The organism is Streptomyces varsoviensis, assembly GCF_000718635.1.
GTDB classification, from domain to species: Bacteria; Actinomycetota; Actinomycetes; order Streptomycetales; family Streptomycetaceae; genus Streptomyces; species Streptomyces varsoviensis.
On the sequence record NZ_JOBF01000003.1, the window covers coordinates 453425 to 472956 of the forward strand.

The following is a 19532-nucleotide window of genomic DNA, read 5'->3' on the forward strand; positions in this document are numbered from 1 at the left end:
GCCCCCGCCCCACCCCGACCGCCCGCCACACTCCCGCAATCCCCCTATCACAAAGTCCCTCCATCGTTGATCGTTGGGCCATACGATCGCAGGCGGTCGACGGAGTGAGCGGAAGCGTGCTGAAACGAGGGGGTACGTGCTATGCCGATCAGTCGCAGGCGGCTCATGGCAAGTGGTGGGAGTCTGGCCGGGCTTGTCCTGACCGGGGGGCTCGCCACCGCGTGTGGGTCCAATACCGGGCGGGAGGGCGGAGGGGCGAGCGGTGCGCCCGTCATCTCTCAGTGGTATCACCAGTACGGCGAGCCCGGGGCCGAGCAGGCCGTTAAGCGGTATGCGGCGGCGTATCGGAAAGCGAAGGTCACCGTCCAGTGGCGGCCCGGGAATTACGATCAGCAGACTGCTGCCGCCCTGCTCACCGACTCCGGGCCCGATGTGTTCGAGGTCAATGGGCCGACGCTGGACCAGATCCGGGGCGGGCAAGTCGTCGACCTCACCGACCTGGTCTCGAACGACGTACGCGGCGACTTCAACCCCACCGTGCTGGCGCCCAAGGTCCACGACGGCAAGGTGTGGGGCATTCCGCAGGTCATAGACACCCAGCTCCTCTACTACCGCAAGGGCCTCCTCTCCGACGCCGGGGTCGAGCCGCCGCAGTCCCTCGACGCGCTCGTTGATGCTGCGAAGCAGTTGGCCGAGAAGCTCAAAGGCAAGAAGGCCAAGGGGCTCTTCCTCGGCAACGACGGCGGGGCGGGGGTGCTCGGCGGGACGCCGTTGTTCGCTTCCGGGCTCGCTCTCATCACCGAGGACGGGAGGGTCGGCTTCGACGATCCGGCCGCCGCCCGCGCGCTCGGCAAGGTCCATCAGCTCCACGCGGAGAAGTCGCTGCTGCTCGGCGCGCCCGCCGACTGGCCGGACCCCTCCGCCTTCATCCAGGGGCTGACCGCGATGCAGTGGTCGGGGCTCTGGGCGCTCCCGCAGATCAAGAAGGCGCTCGGGGACGACTTCGGGGTGCTGCCGTTCCCCAAGGACGGGCCGAACGGCAAGCCCGCCGTGCCGGTCGGGGCGTACGCCACGGCCGTCAGCGCCCGTAGCAAGGACAAGGCGGCGGCCAAGGCGTACGCCAAGTGGCTGTGGGTCGAGCGCACGGACTACCAGGAGGACTTCGCGTTGTCGTACGGCTTCCACATCCCGGCCCGTACCTCCCTCGCCGAGAAAGCGGAACGGCTCCGGGAGGGCCCGGCGGCCGACGCCGTGCGGCTGGCGACCGAGTACGGGTACGCGGAGCCGCTGCTGTGGACGCCCGCCGCCAAAGTGGCCTACCAGGACGCCCTGAGCCGCGTCATCAAGGACGGCGCGAACCCGGAGAGCGAGCTGCGCGCCGTCGTCCGCAAGACCGACGCCGAGCTGCGGCGCGTGCGGAAGTCGGCCTGAATGCAGCGCACACAGCGCTCCCTGACCGCCCGTTTGCTCGGGCCGCAGAACCGCAACCTCTGGTTCTGGGTCTTCGTCGGCCCGTTCGCCATCGGCCTCGCCCTCTTCACGTACGTACCGCTCGCCTGGAGCGTCTACCTCAGCTTCTTCGACGCGCACAACACCGTCTCCCCCACCCACTTCGTCGGCCTCGACAACTACCTCTCGATGCTGGGCGATTCGGCGTTCACCAGCAGCCTGTGGACCTTCGTCGTCTTCACGCTCTTCATCGTCCCGGCGACCTACGCGCTGGCCCTCGGGCTCGCGCTCGCGGTCAACCGGCTCCGCTTCGCGCAGGCGTTCTTCCGTTCGGTGTTCTTCCTGCCGGCCGCCTGCTCGTACGTCGTGGCGGCCCTGGTCTGGAAGTTGTCGATCTTCAACGGGGTGCGGTTCGGGCTGGCGAACACCGTGCTCGGCTGGTTCGGCGGCGATCAGACGGCGTGGCTGTCGACCACCCATCCGCCCTGGTACTGGCTGGTCATCGTGACCGTACGGCTCTGGCTCCAGGCGGGCTTCTACATGATCCTCTTCCTGGCCGGACTCCAGCGCGTCCCGATCCAGCTCTACGAGGCCGCCGCCGTGGACGGCGCCCGCGCCGGCTGGCAGACGTTCCGGCACATCACCTTCCCCGCCCTGCGCGCCACGTCCGTCGCCGTCGTCCTGCTGCTGGTCATCAACGCCTTCCAGGCGTTCGACGAGTTCTACAACCTGCTCTCGGACTCCCGCGGCTACCCCCCGTACGCCCGTCCGCCGCTGGTCTACCTCTACTACACAGCCCTCGGCCAGGGGCAGAACCTCGGGCTCGGCAGCGCCGGCGCCGTCATCCTCGCGCTGATCGTCGCCGTCGTGACCGTCGCGCAGGCCCGCTGGTTCGGGCTCGGCCGGAAGGAGGCGTGAGTCACGTGAAGTCCGCACAGGGGCCGCGCGGGAACGAGGACGCCCTTGTCCGCGCCGGGCGCGCCCTCCGCCTCGTCCTGCTGATCGCCCTCGCCGCCCTCTTCCTCATCCCGTTCTACCTGCTCCTGCGCAACGGCCTCGCAACCGAGCAGGACATCACCTCGGCCGACTGGACCTTCTTCCCCTCCGAGCTGAAATGGTCCAACCTGCGGGAACTCTTCGACGATCCCGCCGTCCCCATGGCGCACGCGCTGCTCAACTCCACGCTGATCGCCGTCGCCACGACGCTCGGCACCCTGCTCCTCGCCTCCCTCGCCGGCTACGGCCTGGCCCGCATCCCGTACCGCTTCGCCAACACCGTCTTCTACGCGATCCTGGGCACCCTGATGGTCCCGGCCGCCGTCACCTTCGTGCCGACGTTCGTGCTGGTCTCCTCGCTGGGCTGGGTCTCCTCGCTGCGCGGCCTGATCGTGCCGACGCTGTTCTCCGCCTTCGCGTGCTTCGTCTTCCGCCAGTACTTCCTGGGCTTCCCCAAGGAGTTGGAGGACGCGGCCCACATCGACGGGCTCGGCCACTGGCGTACGTACTGGCGCATCGTGGTGCCCAACTCGCGCCCCGTCTTCGCGGCCGTCGGCACGATCGTCTTCATCGGCGCCTGGAATGCGTTCCTGTGGCCGCTGGTCATCGGTCAGGACAAGGACGCGTGGACCGTGCAGGTCGCCCTCTCCACGTTCCTGACCTCGCAGACCGTCAACATCCACGAGCTGTTCGTCGCCGCCGCCGTCTCGATCGTTCCGCTGCTGCTCGTCTTCGTCCTGCTCCAGCGCTACATCGTCGCGGGCGTCGAACGCTCCGGCATCGACGACTGAGCCGCGGCCCGGGCCGAAGACCCCATCGAAGGCTGGGCCGACGGCCCCATCGACGACTGAGCCGAAGAACGAACCGAAGACTGAGCCGAAGACACGATCGAAGGCTGGGCCGACGGCCCCATCGAAGGCTGGGCCGACGACGGGTCGGCCCCCCGCAGCAGCGCCGCCCCCAGCGGCGTCAGCGTATGCATGACCGCGCTGCCGTGCCGCAGCGTCAGCACCAGCCCCGCCTCGCGCAGCACCCCGGCGTGCTGGCTGGCCGAGGCCGCCGACACCCCGGCCCGGCGGGCGAGTTCGCTGGTGGTGCAGCCGCCGCCGATCGAGCCGAGCACGGCGGAGCGGGTCTGGCCGACCAGCTTGCCGAGCGAGCGCGGGGCGGTGGTGACGGCCGGCGTGGCCCGGGACGGGTGCCGGACCGGGTAGACGAGTACGGGCGTGAGCTGCGGGTTCTGGAAGGTCACCGGGGTGCGGCGGCAGAAGAACGAGGGCAGGAGCAGCAACCCCCGTCCGTTCAGGTGGAGATCGCGGTCCACCGGGTAGTCCGCCTCCAGGACCGGCGGTCGCCAGCGCAGCATCGGCGGCAGCGAGGAGAGCAGCGCGTCCGCCCCGCCCGCGAGCAGCGCCCGGCCCCGTACGGCCCGGTCCGCCTCGATACGGGCCTGTACGTGCGTCCAGTACGGGGCGACGGCGGCGTGGTGGTAGGCGTCGAGCGCGCCGATCAGCTTCTGGAACGCGCGCGGCTCGCCCTCGGCCATGGAACGGATCCAGCCAGGGAGCGTACGGGCGGTGGTGAGCCGGTTCAGTTCACTGTGCACCCGTTCGGCCGGGGTGGCGCGTACCGCGGCCATCCCGGATTCGAGCCCGAGAACGCCTTCGGGCGGCGTCAGAAAGTCCGGGAAATAGCCGCGCGAGGGGACCAGCGGGCCGAGTAACCTCGTTTCACCATTCAACCGGGTCCGGGTTTCCGAGCGCCAATCCCCGAAGATCGACTCGCCTTGTTTGTCCCGAAGTCGGTGCAGACTTAAAACGGTTTCCCACAGCGCGTCCGGCCCGCCCGCCAGGCGTAACCGGGCCAGATCGAGTCCAGTGAAGTGGACACGTAACACCAAACCCCCACATGCGACATACGAACCACCCCCGGCTCCCTGAGTATGCACGCCGACACAGGCGGTCACCATGCCCTTTTAGCCACAGTTGAAAGGACTCGCGGCGAACATCTCAGAAGCGGAATTCTATTCCTGCGACCGGGGCCGCCCCCGCTCGTTCCCGTGGGGGGTGACGAGTAATTAGGCGGCCGACCGGTACGCGCGTCGCGGCCCGAGCCGATGCGGGCTGTGACAACTCCCGGTGGGGGGAGACAGAAGGGGCGGCGTCCCCGCACGGACGCCGCCCCTTCATGGGAGCCGAAGCCACCCTCGGAGTGAGGGTTTCAGAGCCCGGTGGCGGCCTCGGTGGTCTGCTCGCGCGCATGCGCGCCGCTGTGGAGCTACCTGCTGTCGCTGCCCTTCGAACGCGCCGCCGCCCGGCCCGCCTCCAGGCGCGCGACCGGGATGCGGAACGGCGAGCAGGAGACGTAGTCGAGGCCCACCTCGTGGAAGAAGTGCACCGACTCCGGGTCGCCGCCGTGCTCGCCGCAGACGCCGAGCTTGAGGTCGGGGCGGGTGGCGCGGCCGGCCGTTACGGCGTCGCGGACGAGCGTGCCGACGCCGTCCTTGTCGATGGTCTCGAAGGGGCTGACCCCGAAGATGCCCTTCTCCAGGTAGGCCGTGAAGAAGCTCGCCTCCACGTCGTCGCGGGAGAAGCCCCAGACGGTCTGGGTCAGGTCGTTGGTGCCGAAGGAGAAGAACTCGGCGGCTTCCGCGATCTGACCGGCCGTCAGGGCAGCTCGGGGCAGCTCGATCATCGTGCCGAGCGCGAGCTTCAGGTCCGCGCCGGTGGCCTCGCGGACCTCGGCCAGGACCCGTTCGGCGTCCTCACGGACCAGCTCCAGCTCCTGGACGGTGCCCACCAGCGGGATCATGATCTCCGCGCGCGGATCGCCCTTGGCCTCGATACGGGCCGCCGCGGCCTCGGCGATGGCGCGTACCTGCATGGTGAACAGGCCGGGGATGACCAGGCCGAGCCGGACGCCGCGCAGCCCCAGCATCGGGTTCTGCTCGTGCAGCTTGTGCACGGCCTGGAGCAGCCGCAGGTCGTTCTCGTTGTGGTCCTTGCGGGACTCGGCGAGCGCGACCCGCACGGACAGCTCGGTGATGTCGGGCAGGAACTCGTGCAGCGGCGGGTCCAGCAGCCGTACGGTCACGGGCAGCCCGTCCATCGACTCGAACAGCTCGATGAAGTCGGCCTTCTGGAGCGGCAGCAAGGCACCCAGTGCCTCCTCCCGCTCGTCCTCGGTGTCGGCGAGGATCAGCCGCTCGACCAGCTCCCGGCGCTCGCCGAGGAACATGTGCTCGGTGCGGCACAGCCCGATGCCCTGGGCGCCGAACCGCCGGGCGCGCGAGGCGTCCTCGGCGTTGTCGGCGTTGGCCCGCACCCGCAGCCGGCGCATCCGGTCCGCGTACGCCATGATCCGGTGGACGGCCTTGACCAGGTCGTCGGCGTCGTCCGCGCCCGCGTGCGTACGGCCCTCGAAGTACTCGACCACCGGGGACGGCACGACGGGGACCTCGCCGAGGCAGATCTTCCCGGACGAGCCGTCGATGGAGACGGTGTCGCCCTCCTCCACGACGGTGCCGCCAGGCGCCGTCATCCGTCGCCGCTTGGTGTCGACTTCCAGCTCCTCGGCGCCGCACACACAGGTCTTGCCCATGCCGCGGGCGACGACGGCGGCGTGCGAGGTCTTGCCGCCGCGCGAGGTGAGGATCGCCTCGGCGGCGATCATGCCGTTGAGGTCGTCGGGGTTGGTCTCGCGGCGGATGAGGATGACCTTCTCGCCGGACCGGGACCACTTGACGGCCGTGTACGAGTCGAAGACGGCCTTGCCGACGGCGGCGCCCGGCGAGGCGGCGATCCCGCGGCCGAGCGGTTTCGCGCCCTTGCCGCCGGCGCCCCCCGCCCCGCCGCCCGTCGTCCCGCTGCCGGTGGCCGCGCCGCCCGTCGCCGCGTCGTCGAAGCGCGGGAACATGAGCTGGGCGAGCTGCGCGCCGTTGACCCGCTGGAGCGCCTCGGCCTCGTCGATGAGCCCCTGGTCGACGAGTTGGGTCGCGATGCGGAAGGCGGCGCCCGCGGTGCGCTTGCCGACCCGGGTCTGGAGCATCCACAGCTTGCCGCGCTCGATGGTGAACTCGATGTCGCACAGGTCCTTGTAGTGCGTCTCCAGCGTCTCCATGATCTGCATGAGCTGGTCGTACGACGGCTTGTCGAGGGACTCCAGGTCGGCCAGCGGCACGGTGTTGCGGATGCCCGCGACGACGTCCTCGCCCTGCGCGTTCTGGAGGTAGTCGCCGTAGACGCCCTGCTGGCCGCTGGCCGGGTCGCGGGTGAAGGCGACGCCGGTGCCCGAGTCGGGGCCGAGGTTGCCGAAGACCATGGAGCAGATGTTGACGGCGGTGCCGAGGTCGCCGGGGATGCGCTCCTGGCGGCGGTAGAGCTTGGCCCGCTCGGTGTTCCAGGAGTCGAAGACCGCCCGTACGGCGAGGTCCATCTGCTCGCGGGGGTCCTGCGGGAAGTCGCGGCCGGTCTCCTTGGCGACGATCTCCTTGAACCGCGTGACGAGCTGTTCGAGGTCCGCCGCGTCGAGGTCGACGTCGGTGGCGGCGCCCTTGGCGTGCTTGGCGTCCTCCAGCGCGCTCTCGAAGAGGTCCCCGTCGACGTCGAGGACCGTCTTGCCGAACATCTGGATGAGGCGGCGGTACGAGTCCCACGCGAACCGCCAGTCGTCGGCCTGCGCCGCGAGCCCGGCCACGGACTCGTCGGAGAGCCCGATGTTCAGGACGGTGTCCATCATGCCGGGCATGGAGAACTTGGCGCCGGAGCGCACGGAGACCAGCAGCGGGTCGTCGGCCTGGCCGAGCCGCTTGCCCATCCGCCGCTCCAGCGCGTCGAGGTGCGCACTCACCTCGTCGCAGAGCGCCGCGGGCTCGCTGCCGCTGTCGAGGTAGACCTTGCACGCCTCGGTGGTGATGGTGAAGCCCGGAGGGACGGGCAGACCGAGGTTGGTCATTTCGGCGAGGTTGGCCCCCTTCCCGCCGAGCAGATCCTTCAGGTCCTTGTTGCCCTCGGTGAAGTCGTAAACGAACTTCTGGCGATCTTCTTGTTCCGGCACGGGACTGTCTCCTCGCGGACGGCTGCCCTGACGGCGAGGAACATACCCAGATCGAAGGCGTCTGGGTACGTCCACTTGGCCGTCATACGGGCGTAACCACTCTCCTGCCGCGAGATCGAAAGATCCCGGCCCGGCGCCGCCCCACTGCGATCCCTTCACTTGTCGAACGGACGACTCCGCCCAGCCACGCGCCCCCTCGATCCCGCTGACGCTCGGTGACCGTTTCCTTGATCACCCGAACCCAAGGGGGGTGGCACCCAGTGCCACCCTTTGGGAAGTGCACTCCGATCGAATTCGCTCATCTGAGCGTAGCCCTTATCAGAGGTGGCGAGAATCACGCCGTCGTGCACGCCGTCGTTCCGCTATCCGGACGATGGGCAGGGGCCGGGCCCGGCACTACGGGCGTACGGGCGCGGGCCCCGCCTGCGTACGAGCACCGAACCGCCCCGGCGTGTCAGCCGGCCGGCCCGTCAGCCGCCCGACGTGTCCAGTTCCGCCTCGGCGCCCACCGCCGAGCGGTCGTACGGGTCGTCCAGCCAGCCGTCCGGCAGGACCACGCGGCTGCGGCCGGAGGTGCGGCCGCGCGGGCCGTCCGCGCCCGCCGGCCAGGGCTGGTCGAGGTCCAGCTCGCTCATCAGAGCGCTCAGCTCGGCCAGGGACGAGGTGACGGCGAGCCGCTTGCGCATCTCGGAGCCGACCGAGAACCCCTTGGTGTACCAGGCGACGTGCTTGCGGAAGTCGATGACGCCGCGCTCCTCGCTGTCCAGCCACCGCGCCAGCAGCTCCGCGTGGCGCAGCATGACCCGCGAGACCTCGCCCAGCGTCGGCGCCGCGTACGTCACGCCCGTACCGTCGCCTGCCCCCTCGCCCTCGCCCTCGAAGGCGGCCACCAGGTCGCCGAAGAGCCAGGGCCGGCCCAGGCAGCCGCGGCCGACCACGACGCCGTCGCAGCCCGTCTCGCGCACCATGCGCAGCGCGTCGTCCGCCGACCAGATATCGCCATTTCCGAGCACGGGGATCTCGGGGACGGTCTCCTTGAGGCGCGCGATGGACTCCCAGTCCGCCGTGCCGCCGTAGTGCTGGGCCGCTGTCCGCCCGTGCAGGGCGATGGCCGTGACGCCCTCGTCCACGGCGATGCGGCCGGCGTCGAGGTAGGTGATGTGGTCGTCGTCGATGCCCTTGCGCATCTTCATCGTGACCGGCAGCCCACCCGCGCCCGTGACGGCCTCGCGCAGGATCGAACGGAGCAGATGCCGTTTGTACGGCAGGGCCGAGCCGCCGCCCTTGCGGGTCACCTTCGGCACCGGGCAGCCGAAGTTGAGGTCGATGTGGTCGGCCAGGTCCTCGTCGACGATCATCCGGACGGCCTTGCCGACGGTGGCCGGGTCCACGCCGTAGAGCTGGATCGAGCGCGGCCGCTCGCTCCCGTCGAAGTGGATCAGCCGCATCGTCTTGGCGTCCCGCTCGACCAGCGCCCGCGTCGTGATCATCTCGCTGACGAACAGCCCCTTGCCGCCCGAGAACTCCCGGCACAGCGTGCGGAAGGGGGCGTTGGTGATCCCCGCCATCGGCGCGAGGACCACCGGCGGCTGCACCGAGTGGGGACCGATCTTGAGCTGCGTCATCGAGGGGCTTCCTTGCGCGGGGGCGGCTGGGCGGACCTCCCATTGTCCCGCAACCGGCGGCGAGGGTCGCGACGGTCCCGTACCAGGGGCGGGGGCGACGGGCGGAGGCCGGGAGCTGTGCCCCAAGGGCGGTGGCCCGTAACCGGGGCTGCGCCCCAGGGACGGCGGCCCGCGGCCCGTACCACAATGGGACGCGCCGGGGCCGTCCCACGGTGATCGTTGTAGCGTTCGAATATGTCCGAGCTGAATCACCGTCGGCGGATGCTCGTCCTGGCGATCTGCTGCATGAGCCTGCTGATCGTCAGCCTCGACAACACCGTGCTCAACGTCGCGCTCCCCTCCATGCAGAAGGAGCTGAGCGCCAGCGTCTCCGGCATGCAGTGGACGATCGACGCCTACACCCTCGTCCTGGCCTCGCTGCTGATGCTCGCGGGCTCGACCGCCGACCGTATCGGCCGCCGCCGCGTCTTCCAGGCGGGCCTCGTGGTCTTCACGGTCTCCTCGGCCCTGTGCAGCATGGCGCCGAGCCTGTCCTGGCTGGTGGCCTTCCGGATGCTGCAGGCCGTGGGCGGCTCGATGCTCAACCCCGTGGCGATGTCGATCATCACCAACACCTTCACGGAGCCGAAGGAGCGCGCCCGCGCCATCGGCGTCTGGGGCGGCGTGGTCGGCATCAGCATGGCCGCGGGGCCGGTGGTAGGCGGGCTGCTCGTGCAGTCGGTCGGCTGGCGCTCGATCTTCTGGATCAATCTGCCGGTCGGGCTGGCCGCGCTCCTGCTGACCATCCGGTACGTGCCGGAGTCGCGCGCCCCCGAGCCGCGCCGCCCGGACCCCGTGGGGCAGCTCCTGGTCATCGGGGTGCTCGGGGCCGTCACGTACGCGATCATCGAGACGCCCGGCGCGGGCTGGGACTCGCCGCTGATCATCGGCTGCGCGGCCGTCGCCGCGGCCTCGCTCGCCGGGCTGCTGTACTACGAGCGGCGGCGCGTCCAGCCCCTGATCGACCTGCGGTTCTTCCGCAGCGCGCCGTTCAGCGGCGCGACCGTCATCGCGGTCTGCGCCTTCGCCTCGCTCAGCGGCTTCCTCTTCCTCAACACCCTCTACCTCCAGAACGTGCGCGGGCTCTCGGCCCTGCACGCCGGGCTGTGGATGCTGCCGATGGCGGCCATGACGCTGGTCTTCGCGCCGCTGTCCGGGCGGCTCGTGGGCAGCCGCGGCCCGCGGCCGTCGCTGCTGTGCGCGGGGGCCGCGATGGCGGCCAGCGGGCTGGTGTTCGCGGTCTTCGACGGGGAGTCGCACGTGCCGCTGCTGTTCACCGGGTACGTGCTGTTCGGCGTCGGCTTCGGGCTGGTCAACGCGCCGATCACGAACACGGCGGTGTCCGGCATGCCGCGCAGCCAGGCGGGCGTCGCCGCCGCCGTCGCCTCCACCAGTCGGCAGGTCGGCGGCTCGCTGGGGGTGGCGGTGATCGGCGCGGTGCTGGCGTCGGGCGTGGGCGGCGGCCACTACAGCCTGGGCGGCTTCACGGACGCGAGCCGCCCGGCCTGGTGGATCATCACCGGCTGCGGCACGGCGGTCCTGCTGCTGGGCGCGGTGACCACCGGCCGCTGGGCGAAGGGCACGGCGCGCCACGCGGCCGTCCTCTTCGAGGAGTCGCCGGGCCCTCGGACCTCAGCGAGCTCCTGACCCGCTACCGGCGAGCTGGGCCGGTCACGGCGCTATGCCGGCCGCGGGGGCGTGCCCGACGGGTCCGCCGTCACCAGCTCCTGCAGCCGCTCCAGGCGCTCGCGGGTCTCGTCGTCCTCGGGGGTGTAGGTCAGCAGCCGGGGGCCGGAGTTGGGGCCGGTCCACAGGGCGGTGTAGCGCGTGCGCAACAGGCCGACCTGCGCCTGCCGGAAGATCCAGGTGCGCTTGGTGGCCCGTACGACCTCGTGCCGCGCCCACAGCTCGCGGAACTCCGGCGACTCGTCCTGCAACCGCTTGAGCAGCGTCTTCCACGCGGGTTCGGCGAGGTGCTCGGCCATGGAGGCCCGGAACTTGGCGGCCATCGAGCGGACCACCTCATCGCGGTTGACCACGCAGGCCGACCAGGTGGCGTTGGTGAAGGCCAGCAGCATGCAGTTGCGGTCCTCCTGCGGGAGGGCGTCGAGGTCGCAGAGGAGCCGCCCGTACGTGCGGTTGTAGGCGAGGATGTCGTACCGGCTGTTCTGCACGCAGGCCGGGAAGGGCTCCAGTTGCCGCAGCATCGCGCGCAGCGAGTCGGAGACCCCCGTGCACTCGGAGTTGGGGTGCGGGTCGGCGACTTCGGCGAGGGCGAAGAGGTGGAAGCGCTCGCTGTGGTCGAGCATCAGGGCGCGGGCCAGGGAGTCCAGCACCTGCGCCGAGACCTTGATGTTCCTCGCCTGTTCAAGCCACGTGTACCAGGTGACGCCGACGGCGGCGAGGTGGGCGACCTCTTCCCGGCGCAGGCCGGGGGTGCGGCGGCGCTGGCCGCGGGCCAGGCCGGCCTGCTCGGGAGTGATGCGCTCGCGGCGGCTGCGCAGGAAGGCGGCGAGTTCGTTGCGGCGGACATCGGCGCTGGTCTCGCCGCGGGTGCCGGGGCCGGCCGCCGTGCCGGTCGCCGGGCCATTCCCCGTGCCGGCCGCCATGCTACTCCCCGTGCCGGTCGCCGGGCCCTTCGCCAGGCCGTTCGCCGGGCGGACGGTCTCTTGCGCCATGGTGGTCATGGCGTCAAGGATGCCCGAGGGTCCAAGGGGTTGCCAGGTAGTGCGGGTACCAGGATAAGCAGACTCTGGTACCTGGCTGAGGGGCCGCCGATGCTCGCCTTGTGACGACCACGACCTCGCGGGGAGCCTCCCCGCTGCCTCCGACCGCACAGACGCCCTCGGCGTCCCCCGAATCCGCCGCTTCCGTTCCGTCCCCCGGCCCAGGTTCCGGCCTCGACTCCGGCTCCGGCCCCGGCTCCGGCCAAACCGCCGCCGCCCCGCCGGTCCTGACCACGCTCGGCCTCCTCACCGTGCTGCTCGGCGCCGCGCTGCCGATGATCGACTTCTTTATCGTCAACGTGGCGCTGCCGACGATCGACCGCGATCTGAACGCCGGCCCCGCGATGCTGGAGATGGTCGTCGGCGGGTACGGGGTCGCGTACGCCGTGCTGCTGGTCCTCGGCGGGCGGCTCGGCGACATGATCGGCCGGCGGCGGCTGTTCCTGTGGGGCACGGTGGCGTTCGGCGTGACCTCCGTGGCGTGCGGCCTGGCGCCCGACGCCTGGACGCTCGTGGCGGCGCGCGTGGCGCAGGGCGCGGCCTCCGCGCTGATGCTGCCGCAGGTGCTGGCGACCATCCAGGCCACCACCAGCGGGCAGCGCCGCGGCAAGGCGCTGAGCATGTACAGCGGCACGGCGGGCGTGGCGAGCGCGGTCGGCCAGGTGCTGGGCGGCGTCCTCGTCTCCATCGACCTCGCCGGCACCGGCTGGCGCTCGATCTTCCTGGTCAACGCGCCGGTCGCGGCCGTCGCGCTGCTGCTCGCGGTGCGTACGGTCCCCGAGACCCGCTCCGCGCACCCGACCCGGGTGGACGGGCCGGGCACCGCGCTGCTGTCGATCACCCTGATCTCGCTGCTGCTGCCGCTGACGGAGGGCCGCGCCGCCGGGTGGCCAGTCTGGTCGTGGGTGCTGCTGGCCGTCTTCCCGTTCGCGGCGGCCGCGTTCATCCTCGTCGAACGCCGCGCGGAGCACGCCGGCCGCACCCCGCTCGTACCGCCGTCCCTGCTGCGCATCCGCTCGATGCGCAGCGGCCTCTCGATGCTGGTGCCGTTCTCGCTCGGCTGGGGCGGCTTCATGTTCGTCGTCGCCGTGGCGCTTCAGGACGGCCTGCGGCTCGGCCCGCTGGCGGCGGGGCTGGCGCTGCTCCCGCTGTGCGTGACGTTCTTCATCGGCTCGCTGGTCGGCCCCCGGCTCGTGAGCCGGTACGGGCGGCGCGCGGTGACGGCGGGCACCCTGGTCCAGGCGACCGGGCTGATAGCGCTCCTGGCCACCTTCTACTGGGGCTGGGAGGGCCTGGGCGCCGCCGGTCCCATCCCCGCGCTGGCCGTCCTGGGCCTCGGCCAGGGCCTGCTGCTCCCCCCGACCATCCGCATCGTCCTCAGCGAGGTGCCGGTGGCCCAGGCCGGCGTGGGCGGCGGCGTCCTCGTCACCACCCAGCAGTCCTTCATGGCCCTCGGCGTCGCCACCCTCGGCACGCTCTTCCTCTCCCTCACCCCCTCCATGGGCATGCGCGACGCCCTCACGGTCACCCTGACAGCGCAGCTCGTCGCGGTGGCGGTGACGGTGGTCCTGAGCCTGCGGCTGCCGCGCACGGTGCGGTGACGGATCGCGCGGCGGGCGCGCGGGGTGGGGGGCCTCGCGCGCTTACGCGTCCGCCGGGGCGCCGGTGCGGCCTGTGGGCGGTTCAGTCCAAGGGGGCCGCCTCCGCGCGCGGAGAGCGCTCCGGCCCGTACGGACGAGGATCGCGACGGGCACCGGTGCCCGCCCGGCTCGCAGCGGTCCGGACGGCGGCGGCCCGTACCACGGCAGACCGGCGCGCGGCTACCACGGCAGACCGGCGCGCGGCGGAGGCACCGGCCGGGCCCTCGGGTGGCAGCCCCGGTTCCCGGACGGTCCGGTTCACCGCCCTCTCCGGGGCCCCGGTCCGCTGCCCCTCCGGGGTCCTGTCAGGCCACGCCGAGGAAGCGGAGGACCGCCAGCACGCGGCGGTGGTCGGCGTCCGCCTTGGGGAGGTCGAGCTTGGCGAGGATGCTGTTGATGTGCTTGGCGACCGCGCTCTCGCTGACCACCAGTTGCCCGGCGATGCCGGCGTTGGAGCGGCCGCCCGCCATCAGTTCCAGGACCTCGCGCTCGCGCCGGGTGAGCCGGTCGAGGGGGTCGCTGTGGCGGCGTACCAGAAGCTGCGAGACGACCTGCGGGTCGAGGGCCGTGCCGCCGTCCGCGACGCGCCGCAGCGCGTCGATGAACTCCTCGACGTCGGCGACCCGTTGCTTGAGGAGGTAGCCGACGCCGTCGGTGTTGGCGGACAGCAGATCGGCGGCGTACCGCTCCTCGACGTACTGCGACAGCAGCAGCACCGCCACGCCCGGCCACTGCCGCCGGATGACGAGCGCGGCCCGTACACCCTCGTCGGTGAAGCCCGGCGGCATACGGACGTCCACGACGGCGATGTCCGGCCGGTGCTCCGCCACGGCCGCCAGCAGCGCCTCGGCGTCGTCCACCTCCGCGACCACCTCGAAACCGGCCGTTTCCAGGACCTTCACCAGGCCGATCCTGAGCAGGACGGAATCCTCGGCGATCACAGCGCGCACGGCAGCTCCACGGTGACGATGGTCGGGCCCCCCGGGGGGCTGCTGACAGAGAAGGTGCCGTCGACCGACGCGACGCGCTTGGCGAGCCCCGCGAGCCCCGTGCCCGCGGCCGGGTCCGCGCCCCCCACGCCGTCGTCGGCGATGACCACCAGCAGTCTCGCACCGAACCGTTCGACGGTGACCGTCGCCTCCGCCGCCTGAGCGTGCTTGACCACGTTGGCGAGGGCCTCGGAGACGACGAAGTACGCGACGGCCTCGATCGTGGCGGAGGGCCGCGCGGGCAGCTCCACCCGCAGCCGTACGGGCAGCGGGGCGCGCGCCGCGATGCCGGACAGCGCCGCGTCCAGGCCCCGGTCCTCCAGGACCGCCGGGTGCAGCCCCCGTACGAGATTGCTCAGCTCGGCGATCGCCTCCTTCGCCTCCCGGTGCGCCTCGTCGATCACCGCGCGTGCCTCGTCGGACAGTCGGTCGCCGAGCGTGGCCCTGGCCAGGCCCAGATTGACCGCCATGGAGACGAGGCGCTGCTGCGCGCCGTCGTGCAGATCCCGTTCGATCCGCCGCCGCTCCTCGTCCGCGGCGTCCACGACGCCCGCGCGGCTCTCCGTGAGGTCCTCGACCCGGCGGGCCAGCCGCTCCTCCCGGCTGGGGCCGAGCAGCGCGACCGCGTTACGGGTGTCGAGCCGGGCCAGCGCGCCGATCAGCCAGGCCGTGCCGAGGAGCGCGGCGGTGCCGGCGGCGGTGATGTACGCGGCATCCGTCGAGTAGCCGTGCCAACTGAGCCGCCAGTGCAGCGGCAGCACCCATATCCACAGGTAGATCGTGGCGGCCACCAGCGATACGAACCCCGTGACGAGGGTCAGCAGCCCGCCGAAGGCGACGGCCGGGCCCAGCAGCAGGTGGTAGCGCAGCTCCCGCACGGTCGCCCGGGACCGCAGCCATCCCAAGACCCGCCGCCACAGCGCTCCGCGCCGCCCGACGCCTTCGGGGGCCCGCTCGCGCGGAGGCAGCCGCGGGATGTCCACGCCGCGCATGCGCCGGAAGCGGCGGCGCTGCCCGGCGGTGAGCATGGGCGAGGCGACCGCGACGAAGGGCAGCGGGAGGGCGATCGCCAGGAGGATGTCCACCGTCGACGACGGCACGTAGGCGATCCACGGCACGGCCATGACGCAGACGAACACGTACTGGTTGAGGATGCCCGCGGCGGCGAACGCCGCGGCGCCGCCGGCGCCCTGGAGATGCCGCCGGCAGGCGGTGGGTATGCGCATGGAAAGAACGGTATGCGGCCAGGCCGGGGCGGAACCATGACGCTGCTTTCCGTTCCGGGGGTATAGCTGGTGCCACCACTGAACGGACAGCCGCGCTACTGATTTCGCGGCTCGGGCGGCGGAGGCTGGTACCCGTGCAGAAGCCACCGGCCGACGAGGAGCCCGCCCCCATGAACGTACGTGAGCCGCGCTCCCGCGCCGAGCACGACGGCGGCTCCGCCGAGATCATCGAGCTGCGGGAGCCCACCACCGCCGCTGCCGCCGCCGGGCCCGGCCCGCGCGACCGGCGCCGTGGCCGCCGCCTCGGCTACGCCCTCGTGGCCTGCGGCCTCGCCCTGCTCCCCTGGCTCGTGGTCCTCGCCCTCCCGGCGACCGCCACCCGCTGGACCGCCGCCTGGATCGGCCTCGACGCGCTCGAAGCCCTCGCCCTCATCGGTACGGGCCTCCTGGCCGTCCGCGCCAGCGCCCACGCGGCCGTCGCCGCCGGTGCCACGGCGGCTCTTCTCGTCGCCGACGCCTGGTTCGACATCACCACCGCCGCCCCGGGCCCAGCCCTCGCCACCGCCCTGGCCATGGCCCTAGCCCTAGAACTCCCCCTAGCCACCCTATGCACCGCCCTAGCCCTAAAAACGTCCTCAATCGCCGGACGGGCTGAATAGCCCCCACCCACGTGTCCTCAATCGCCGGACGGGCTAGAAGGGGCCCGCCCCAACCCGCGGGGGCGCCGCACAGGTGTCCTCAATCGCCGGACGGGCTGGACAAGGGCGCACCCCAGCCCGCCGGGGCCCCGCGCAAGTGTCCTCAAACGCCGGACGGGCTAGAAGGGGCGCTCGCCCCACCCGCCGGGAATCCCTCACAGACGTCCTCAAACGCCGGACGGGCTTGATAGAGCGCGCCCTCACCCGTCGGGTGGGGCGGGCCCCAACCGCGCTCGCCTCCCGCCCAGACACCAATCGCCGGGCGGGCTCATCAGAGCCCGCCCGGCGATTGAGGGCGAGGAACAGGCGGACGTCGAGTGCGCCGCCTCAGCCCCCTCCAGCCCGCCCGGCGATTGAGGGCAAAGGTCCGCGCGGCGCAGCCGGGCTAGCGGGGTGGCGAACAGGGGGGCCGGCGTAGCCGGCAGCAGGGGCAGCAGGCTGCCGACTAGCAGCCGAGGAGCCGGCTCCCCAGGTACCCCTCGATCTGGTCGAGCGACACCCGCTCCTGCTTCATCGTGTCGCGCTCGCGCACCGTCACCGCGTTGTCGTCGAGCGTGTCGAAGTCCACCGTGACGCAGAACGGCGTACCGATCTCGTCCTGGCGGCGGTAACGCCGCCCAATGGCCCCGGCGTCGTCGAATTCGATGTTCCAGTTACGGCGCAGGTCGGTCGCCAGACCCTTGGCCTTGGGGGAGAGCTGCGGGTTGCGGGAGAGCGGCAGGACCGCGACCTTGACCGGCGCGAGGCGCGGGTCGAGGCGCATGACGGTGCGCTTCTCCATGACCCCCTTGGCGTTGGGCGCCTCGTCCTCGTTGTACGCGTCGAGCATGAAGGCGAGCATGGCGCGGTTGAGGCCGGCCGCCGGCTCGATGACGTACGGGAACCAGCGCTCGCCGGCCTCCTGGTCGAAGAACGACAGGTCCTGGCCGGAGCCCTTGGAGTGCGCCTTGAGGTCGAAGTCGGTGCGGTTGGCGACGCCTTCGAGCTCGGAGAACTCGGTGCCGCCGAAGTTGAAGCGGTACTCGATGTCAACGGTGCGCTTGGAGTAGTGGGAGAGCTTCTCGGCGGCGTGCTCGTACCACCGCATGTTCTCCTCGCGCAGGCCGAGGCCGGTGTACCAGTTCCAGCGCTGCTCCATCCAGTACTCGTGCCACTGCTCGTCCTCGCCGGGCTTGACGAAGAACTCCATCTCCATCTGCTCGAACTCGCGGGTGCGGAAGATGAAGTTGCCGGGCGTGATCTCGTTGCGGAAGGACTTGCCGGTCTGGGCGATGCCGAACGGCGGCTTCTTGCGCGAAGTCTGCTGCACCTGGGCGAAGTTGGTGAAGATGCCCTGGGCGGTCTCGGGGCGCAGGTAGGTGACGGCGCCGGAGTCCTGGGTCGGGCCGAGGTGGGTGGCGAGCAGGCCGGAGAACTGCTTGGGCTCGGTGAAGCTGCCCTTGTTGCCGCAGTGCGGGCAGTTGATGTCGGCGAGCCCGTTGGCCGGCAGCTTGCCGTGCTTGGCCTCGTACGCCTCCTCCAAGTGGTCCGCGCGGAACCGCTTGTGGCAGGAGGTGCACTCGGTGAGCGGGTCGGTGAAGGTGGCGACGTGGCCGGAGGCCTCCCAGACCTCGCGGGCCAGGATCACCGACGAGTCGAGGCCGACGACGTCGTCGCGCGAGGTGACCATGGAGCGCCACCACTGGCGCTTGATGTTCTCCTTGAGCTCGACGCCGAGGGGTCCGTAATCCCAGGCGGCGCGCTGACCGCCGTAGATCTCACTGCACGGGTACACGAAGCCACGGCGCTTGCTCAGGCTGACGATGGTGTCGATCTTGTCGGCGGCCACGGTGCTCTCTTCATTGCGACGACGGATATCGGATGGGGGCGGCGCGTAGCGCCTCGTGGGGGGTGGTGGTCGGGAGACGGGCGAGCGAATGCTTCAGGTTACCGGCGGCTCCACCCCCCTAATCAAATCGGTTCCGCGCCCCTCGGCCGCGACCCGGCTCACACCGCGCGTTGTTGACAATCGTTTCCAACTTTGTTGAAAATGAGTGTCATGAACGCACGTCGCACCGGATTCACCCGAATACCCACTGTCACCGTCGCCGCCGTCGCCGCGGCCGGTCTCCTCGCCCTCTCCGCCTGCTCCTCCGCGGACTCCGCGGCCACGAGCAAGGACGGAAAACTGAAGGTCACGGCGTCGTTCTACCCGATGGAGTTCCTCGCCCAGCAGATCGGCGGGGACCACGTCAGCGTCACCGACCTGACCAAGCCGGGCGTCGAGCCGCACGATCTGGAGCTCACCCCGAAGCAGACCGCCGCCCTCGGCGAGTCCGGCGCGATCGTCTACCTCAAGGGCCTCCAGCCCGCCGTCGACGACGCCGTCAAGCAGTCCGGCGTGCAGCACGTCGCCGACGCCGCCTCCCTCACCCGCCTCGAAGCGCACGGCACCGAGGTCGACGGGCACCACCACACCACCAAGGACAACGGCACCGGCGCCGGCGGCGAGGACGAGCACGAGCACGGAGACGAGGGCCACGAGCACGGCGGGCACGACCACGGCGACAGCGCCGCCGCCGACCCGCACATCTGGCTCGACCCCGTGAAGTACGCCGAGGTCGCCAAGGGCGTGAACAAGACCCTCGCCGAGGCCGACCCCGACCACAAGGCCGACTACCAGAAGAACACCGACGCCCTGGTCAAGAAGCTCGGCGACCTCGACACCGCGTACCGCGACGGCCTGAAGAACCGCGCCTCCGAAACCTTCATCACCACCCACGCCGCCTTCGGCTACCTCGCCGAGCGGTACGGACTCGTCGAGGAGGCCATCGGCGGCATCGACCCCGAGGCCGAGCCCAGCGCCGCCCGCGTCAAGGAGCTGCATAAACTCGCCAAGGATCACGGCGTGAGCACCGTCTTCTTCGAGACCCTCGCCAGCCCCGCCACCGCGAAGACGCTGGCGGGCGACCTGAAGCTGAAGACCGACGTGCTCGATCCGCTCGAAGGCATCACGGACAAGTCCAAGGGCCACGACTACTTCGAGGTCATGACGTCCAACCTCAAGGCCTTGCAGACGGCGCTCGGCACCAAGTGACCCGGGCCCACCC

General features: G+C 71.3%; 14 protein-coding genes. 7 read left to right on the plus strand and 7 right to left on the minus strand.

Going from position 1 to position 19532, the window contains the following annotated elements; translation table 11 throughout:
* The first annotated feature begins 141 nt into the window (after nt 1–141).
* The 3 genes from IF55_RS06510 to IF55_RS06520 are packed head-to-tail and all read left to right on the plus strand — an operon-like array spanning nt 142 to nt 3236.
* Nucleotides 142–1431 (plus strand): ABC transporter substrate-binding protein, encoded by a 1290-nt coding sequence (locus IF55_RS06510; protein ID WP_030876650.1) that lies wholly within the window; start codon nt 142–144, stop codon nt 1429–1431.
* On the plus strand, nt 1432–2367 hold the full coding sequence (locus IF55_RS06515) for a carbohydrate ABC transporter permease (protein ID WP_030876651.1): 936 nt from the start codon (nt 1432–1434) through the stop codon (nt 2365–2367).
* A 5-nt stretch (nt 2368–2372) separates the two neighbouring features.
* Nucleotides 2373–3236 (plus strand): carbohydrate ABC transporter permease, encoded by an 864-nt coding sequence (locus tag IF55_RS06520; RefSeq protein WP_030876654.1) that lies wholly within the window; start codon nt 2373–2375, stop codon nt 3234–3236.
* Here the strand turns inward: IF55_RS06520 and IF55_RS06525 are convergent.
* From IF55_RS06525 to dusB, 3 genes are all read right to left on the minus strand, one after another.
* Nucleotides 3194–4342, minus strand: a complete 1149-nt coding sequence (locus tag IF55_RS06525; RefSeq protein WP_106980335.1) for an ArsR/SmtB family transcription factor — start codon at nt 4340–4342, stop codon at nt 3194–3196. The genes IF55_RS06520 and IF55_RS06525 overlap by 43 nt on opposite strands.
* A gap of 380 nt (nt 4343–4722) precedes the next feature.
* Nucleotides 4723–7500, minus strand: a complete 2778-nt coding sequence (gene ppdK / locus IF55_RS06530) for a pyruvate, phosphate dikinase (RefSeq protein ID WP_030876657.1) — start codon at nt 7498–7500, stop codon at nt 4723–4725.
* Nucleotides 7501–7970: 470 nt separating this feature from the next.
* Entirely contained in the window at nt 7971–9125 is a 1155-nt protein-coding gene (gene dusB / locus IF55_RS06535; RefSeq protein WP_030876659.1) for a tRNA dihydrouridine synthase DusB, read from the minus strand.
* Nucleotides 9126–9359: 234 nt separating this feature from the next.
* Here dusB and IF55_RS06540 point away from each other — a divergent pair, with 234 nt between their 5' ends.
* Entirely contained in the window at nt 9360–10811 is a 1452-nt protein-coding gene (locus IF55_RS06540; RefSeq protein WP_030876661.1) for an MFS transporter, read from the plus strand.
* Nucleotides 10812–10843: 32 nt separating this feature from the next.
* On the opposite strand, the gene IF55_RS06545 is transcribed toward IF55_RS06540, so the two are convergent.
* Nucleotides 10844–11851 carry a helix-turn-helix transcriptional regulator gene (locus tag IF55_RS06545; protein ID WP_078643757.1) on the minus strand — a complete coding sequence of 336 codons (1008 nt, stop codon included), beginning with the start codon at nt 11849–11851 and terminating at the stop codon, nt 10844–10846.
* 101 nt (nt 11852–11952) lie between these two features.
* Here IF55_RS06545 and IF55_RS06550 point away from each other — a divergent pair, with 101 nt between their 5' ends.
* Nucleotides 11953–13491: an MFS transporter gene (locus IF55_RS06550; RefSeq protein ID WP_048831607.1), complete on the plus strand. Its 1539-nt coding sequence runs from the start codon at nt 11953–11955 to the stop codon at nt 13489–13491.
* Nucleotides 13492–13835: 344 nt separating this feature from the next.
* Here the strand turns inward: IF55_RS06550 and IF55_RS06555 are convergent, their stop codons facing one another.
* Both IF55_RS06555 and IF55_RS06560 read right to left on the minus strand, forming a co-directional pair.
* On the minus strand, nt 13836–14480 hold the full coding sequence (locus IF55_RS06555) for a response regulator (RefSeq protein ID WP_030876668.1): 645 nt from the start codon (nt 14478–14480) through the stop codon (nt 13836–13838).
* Nucleotides 14468–15745, minus strand: a complete 1278-nt coding sequence (locus IF55_RS06560) for a sensor histidine kinase (protein WP_030876671.1) — start codon at nt 15743–15745, stop codon at nt 14468–14470. The genes IF55_RS06555 and IF55_RS06560 overlap by 13 nt, the downstream gene beginning before the upstream one ends.
* A gap of 170 nt (nt 15746–15915) precedes the next feature.
* On the opposite strand from IF55_RS06560, the gene IF55_RS06565 reads away from it, so the two are divergent.
* Nucleotides 15916–16404, plus strand: coding sequence for a hypothetical protein (locus IF55_RS06565; protein ID WP_078643902.1), 489 nt, complete (start codon nt 15916–15918; stop codon nt 16402–16404).
* A 484-nt stretch (nt 16405–16888) separates the two neighbouring features.
* Here the strand turns inward: IF55_RS06565 and IF55_RS06570 are convergent, their stop codons facing one another.
* On the minus strand, nt 16889–18271 hold the full coding sequence (locus IF55_RS06570) for a glycine--tRNA ligase (RefSeq protein WP_030876676.1): 1383 nt from the start codon (nt 18269–18271) through the stop codon (nt 16889–16891).
* Nucleotides 18272–18481: 210 nt separating this feature from the next.
* On the opposite strand from IF55_RS06570, the gene IF55_RS06575 reads away from it, so the two are divergent.
* On the plus strand, nt 18482–19519 hold the full coding sequence (locus tag IF55_RS06575) for a metal ABC transporter substrate-binding protein (RefSeq protein ID WP_030876679.1): 1038 nt from the start codon (nt 18482–18484) through the stop codon (nt 19517–19519).
* Nucleotides 19520–19532 lie beyond the last annotated feature (13 nt).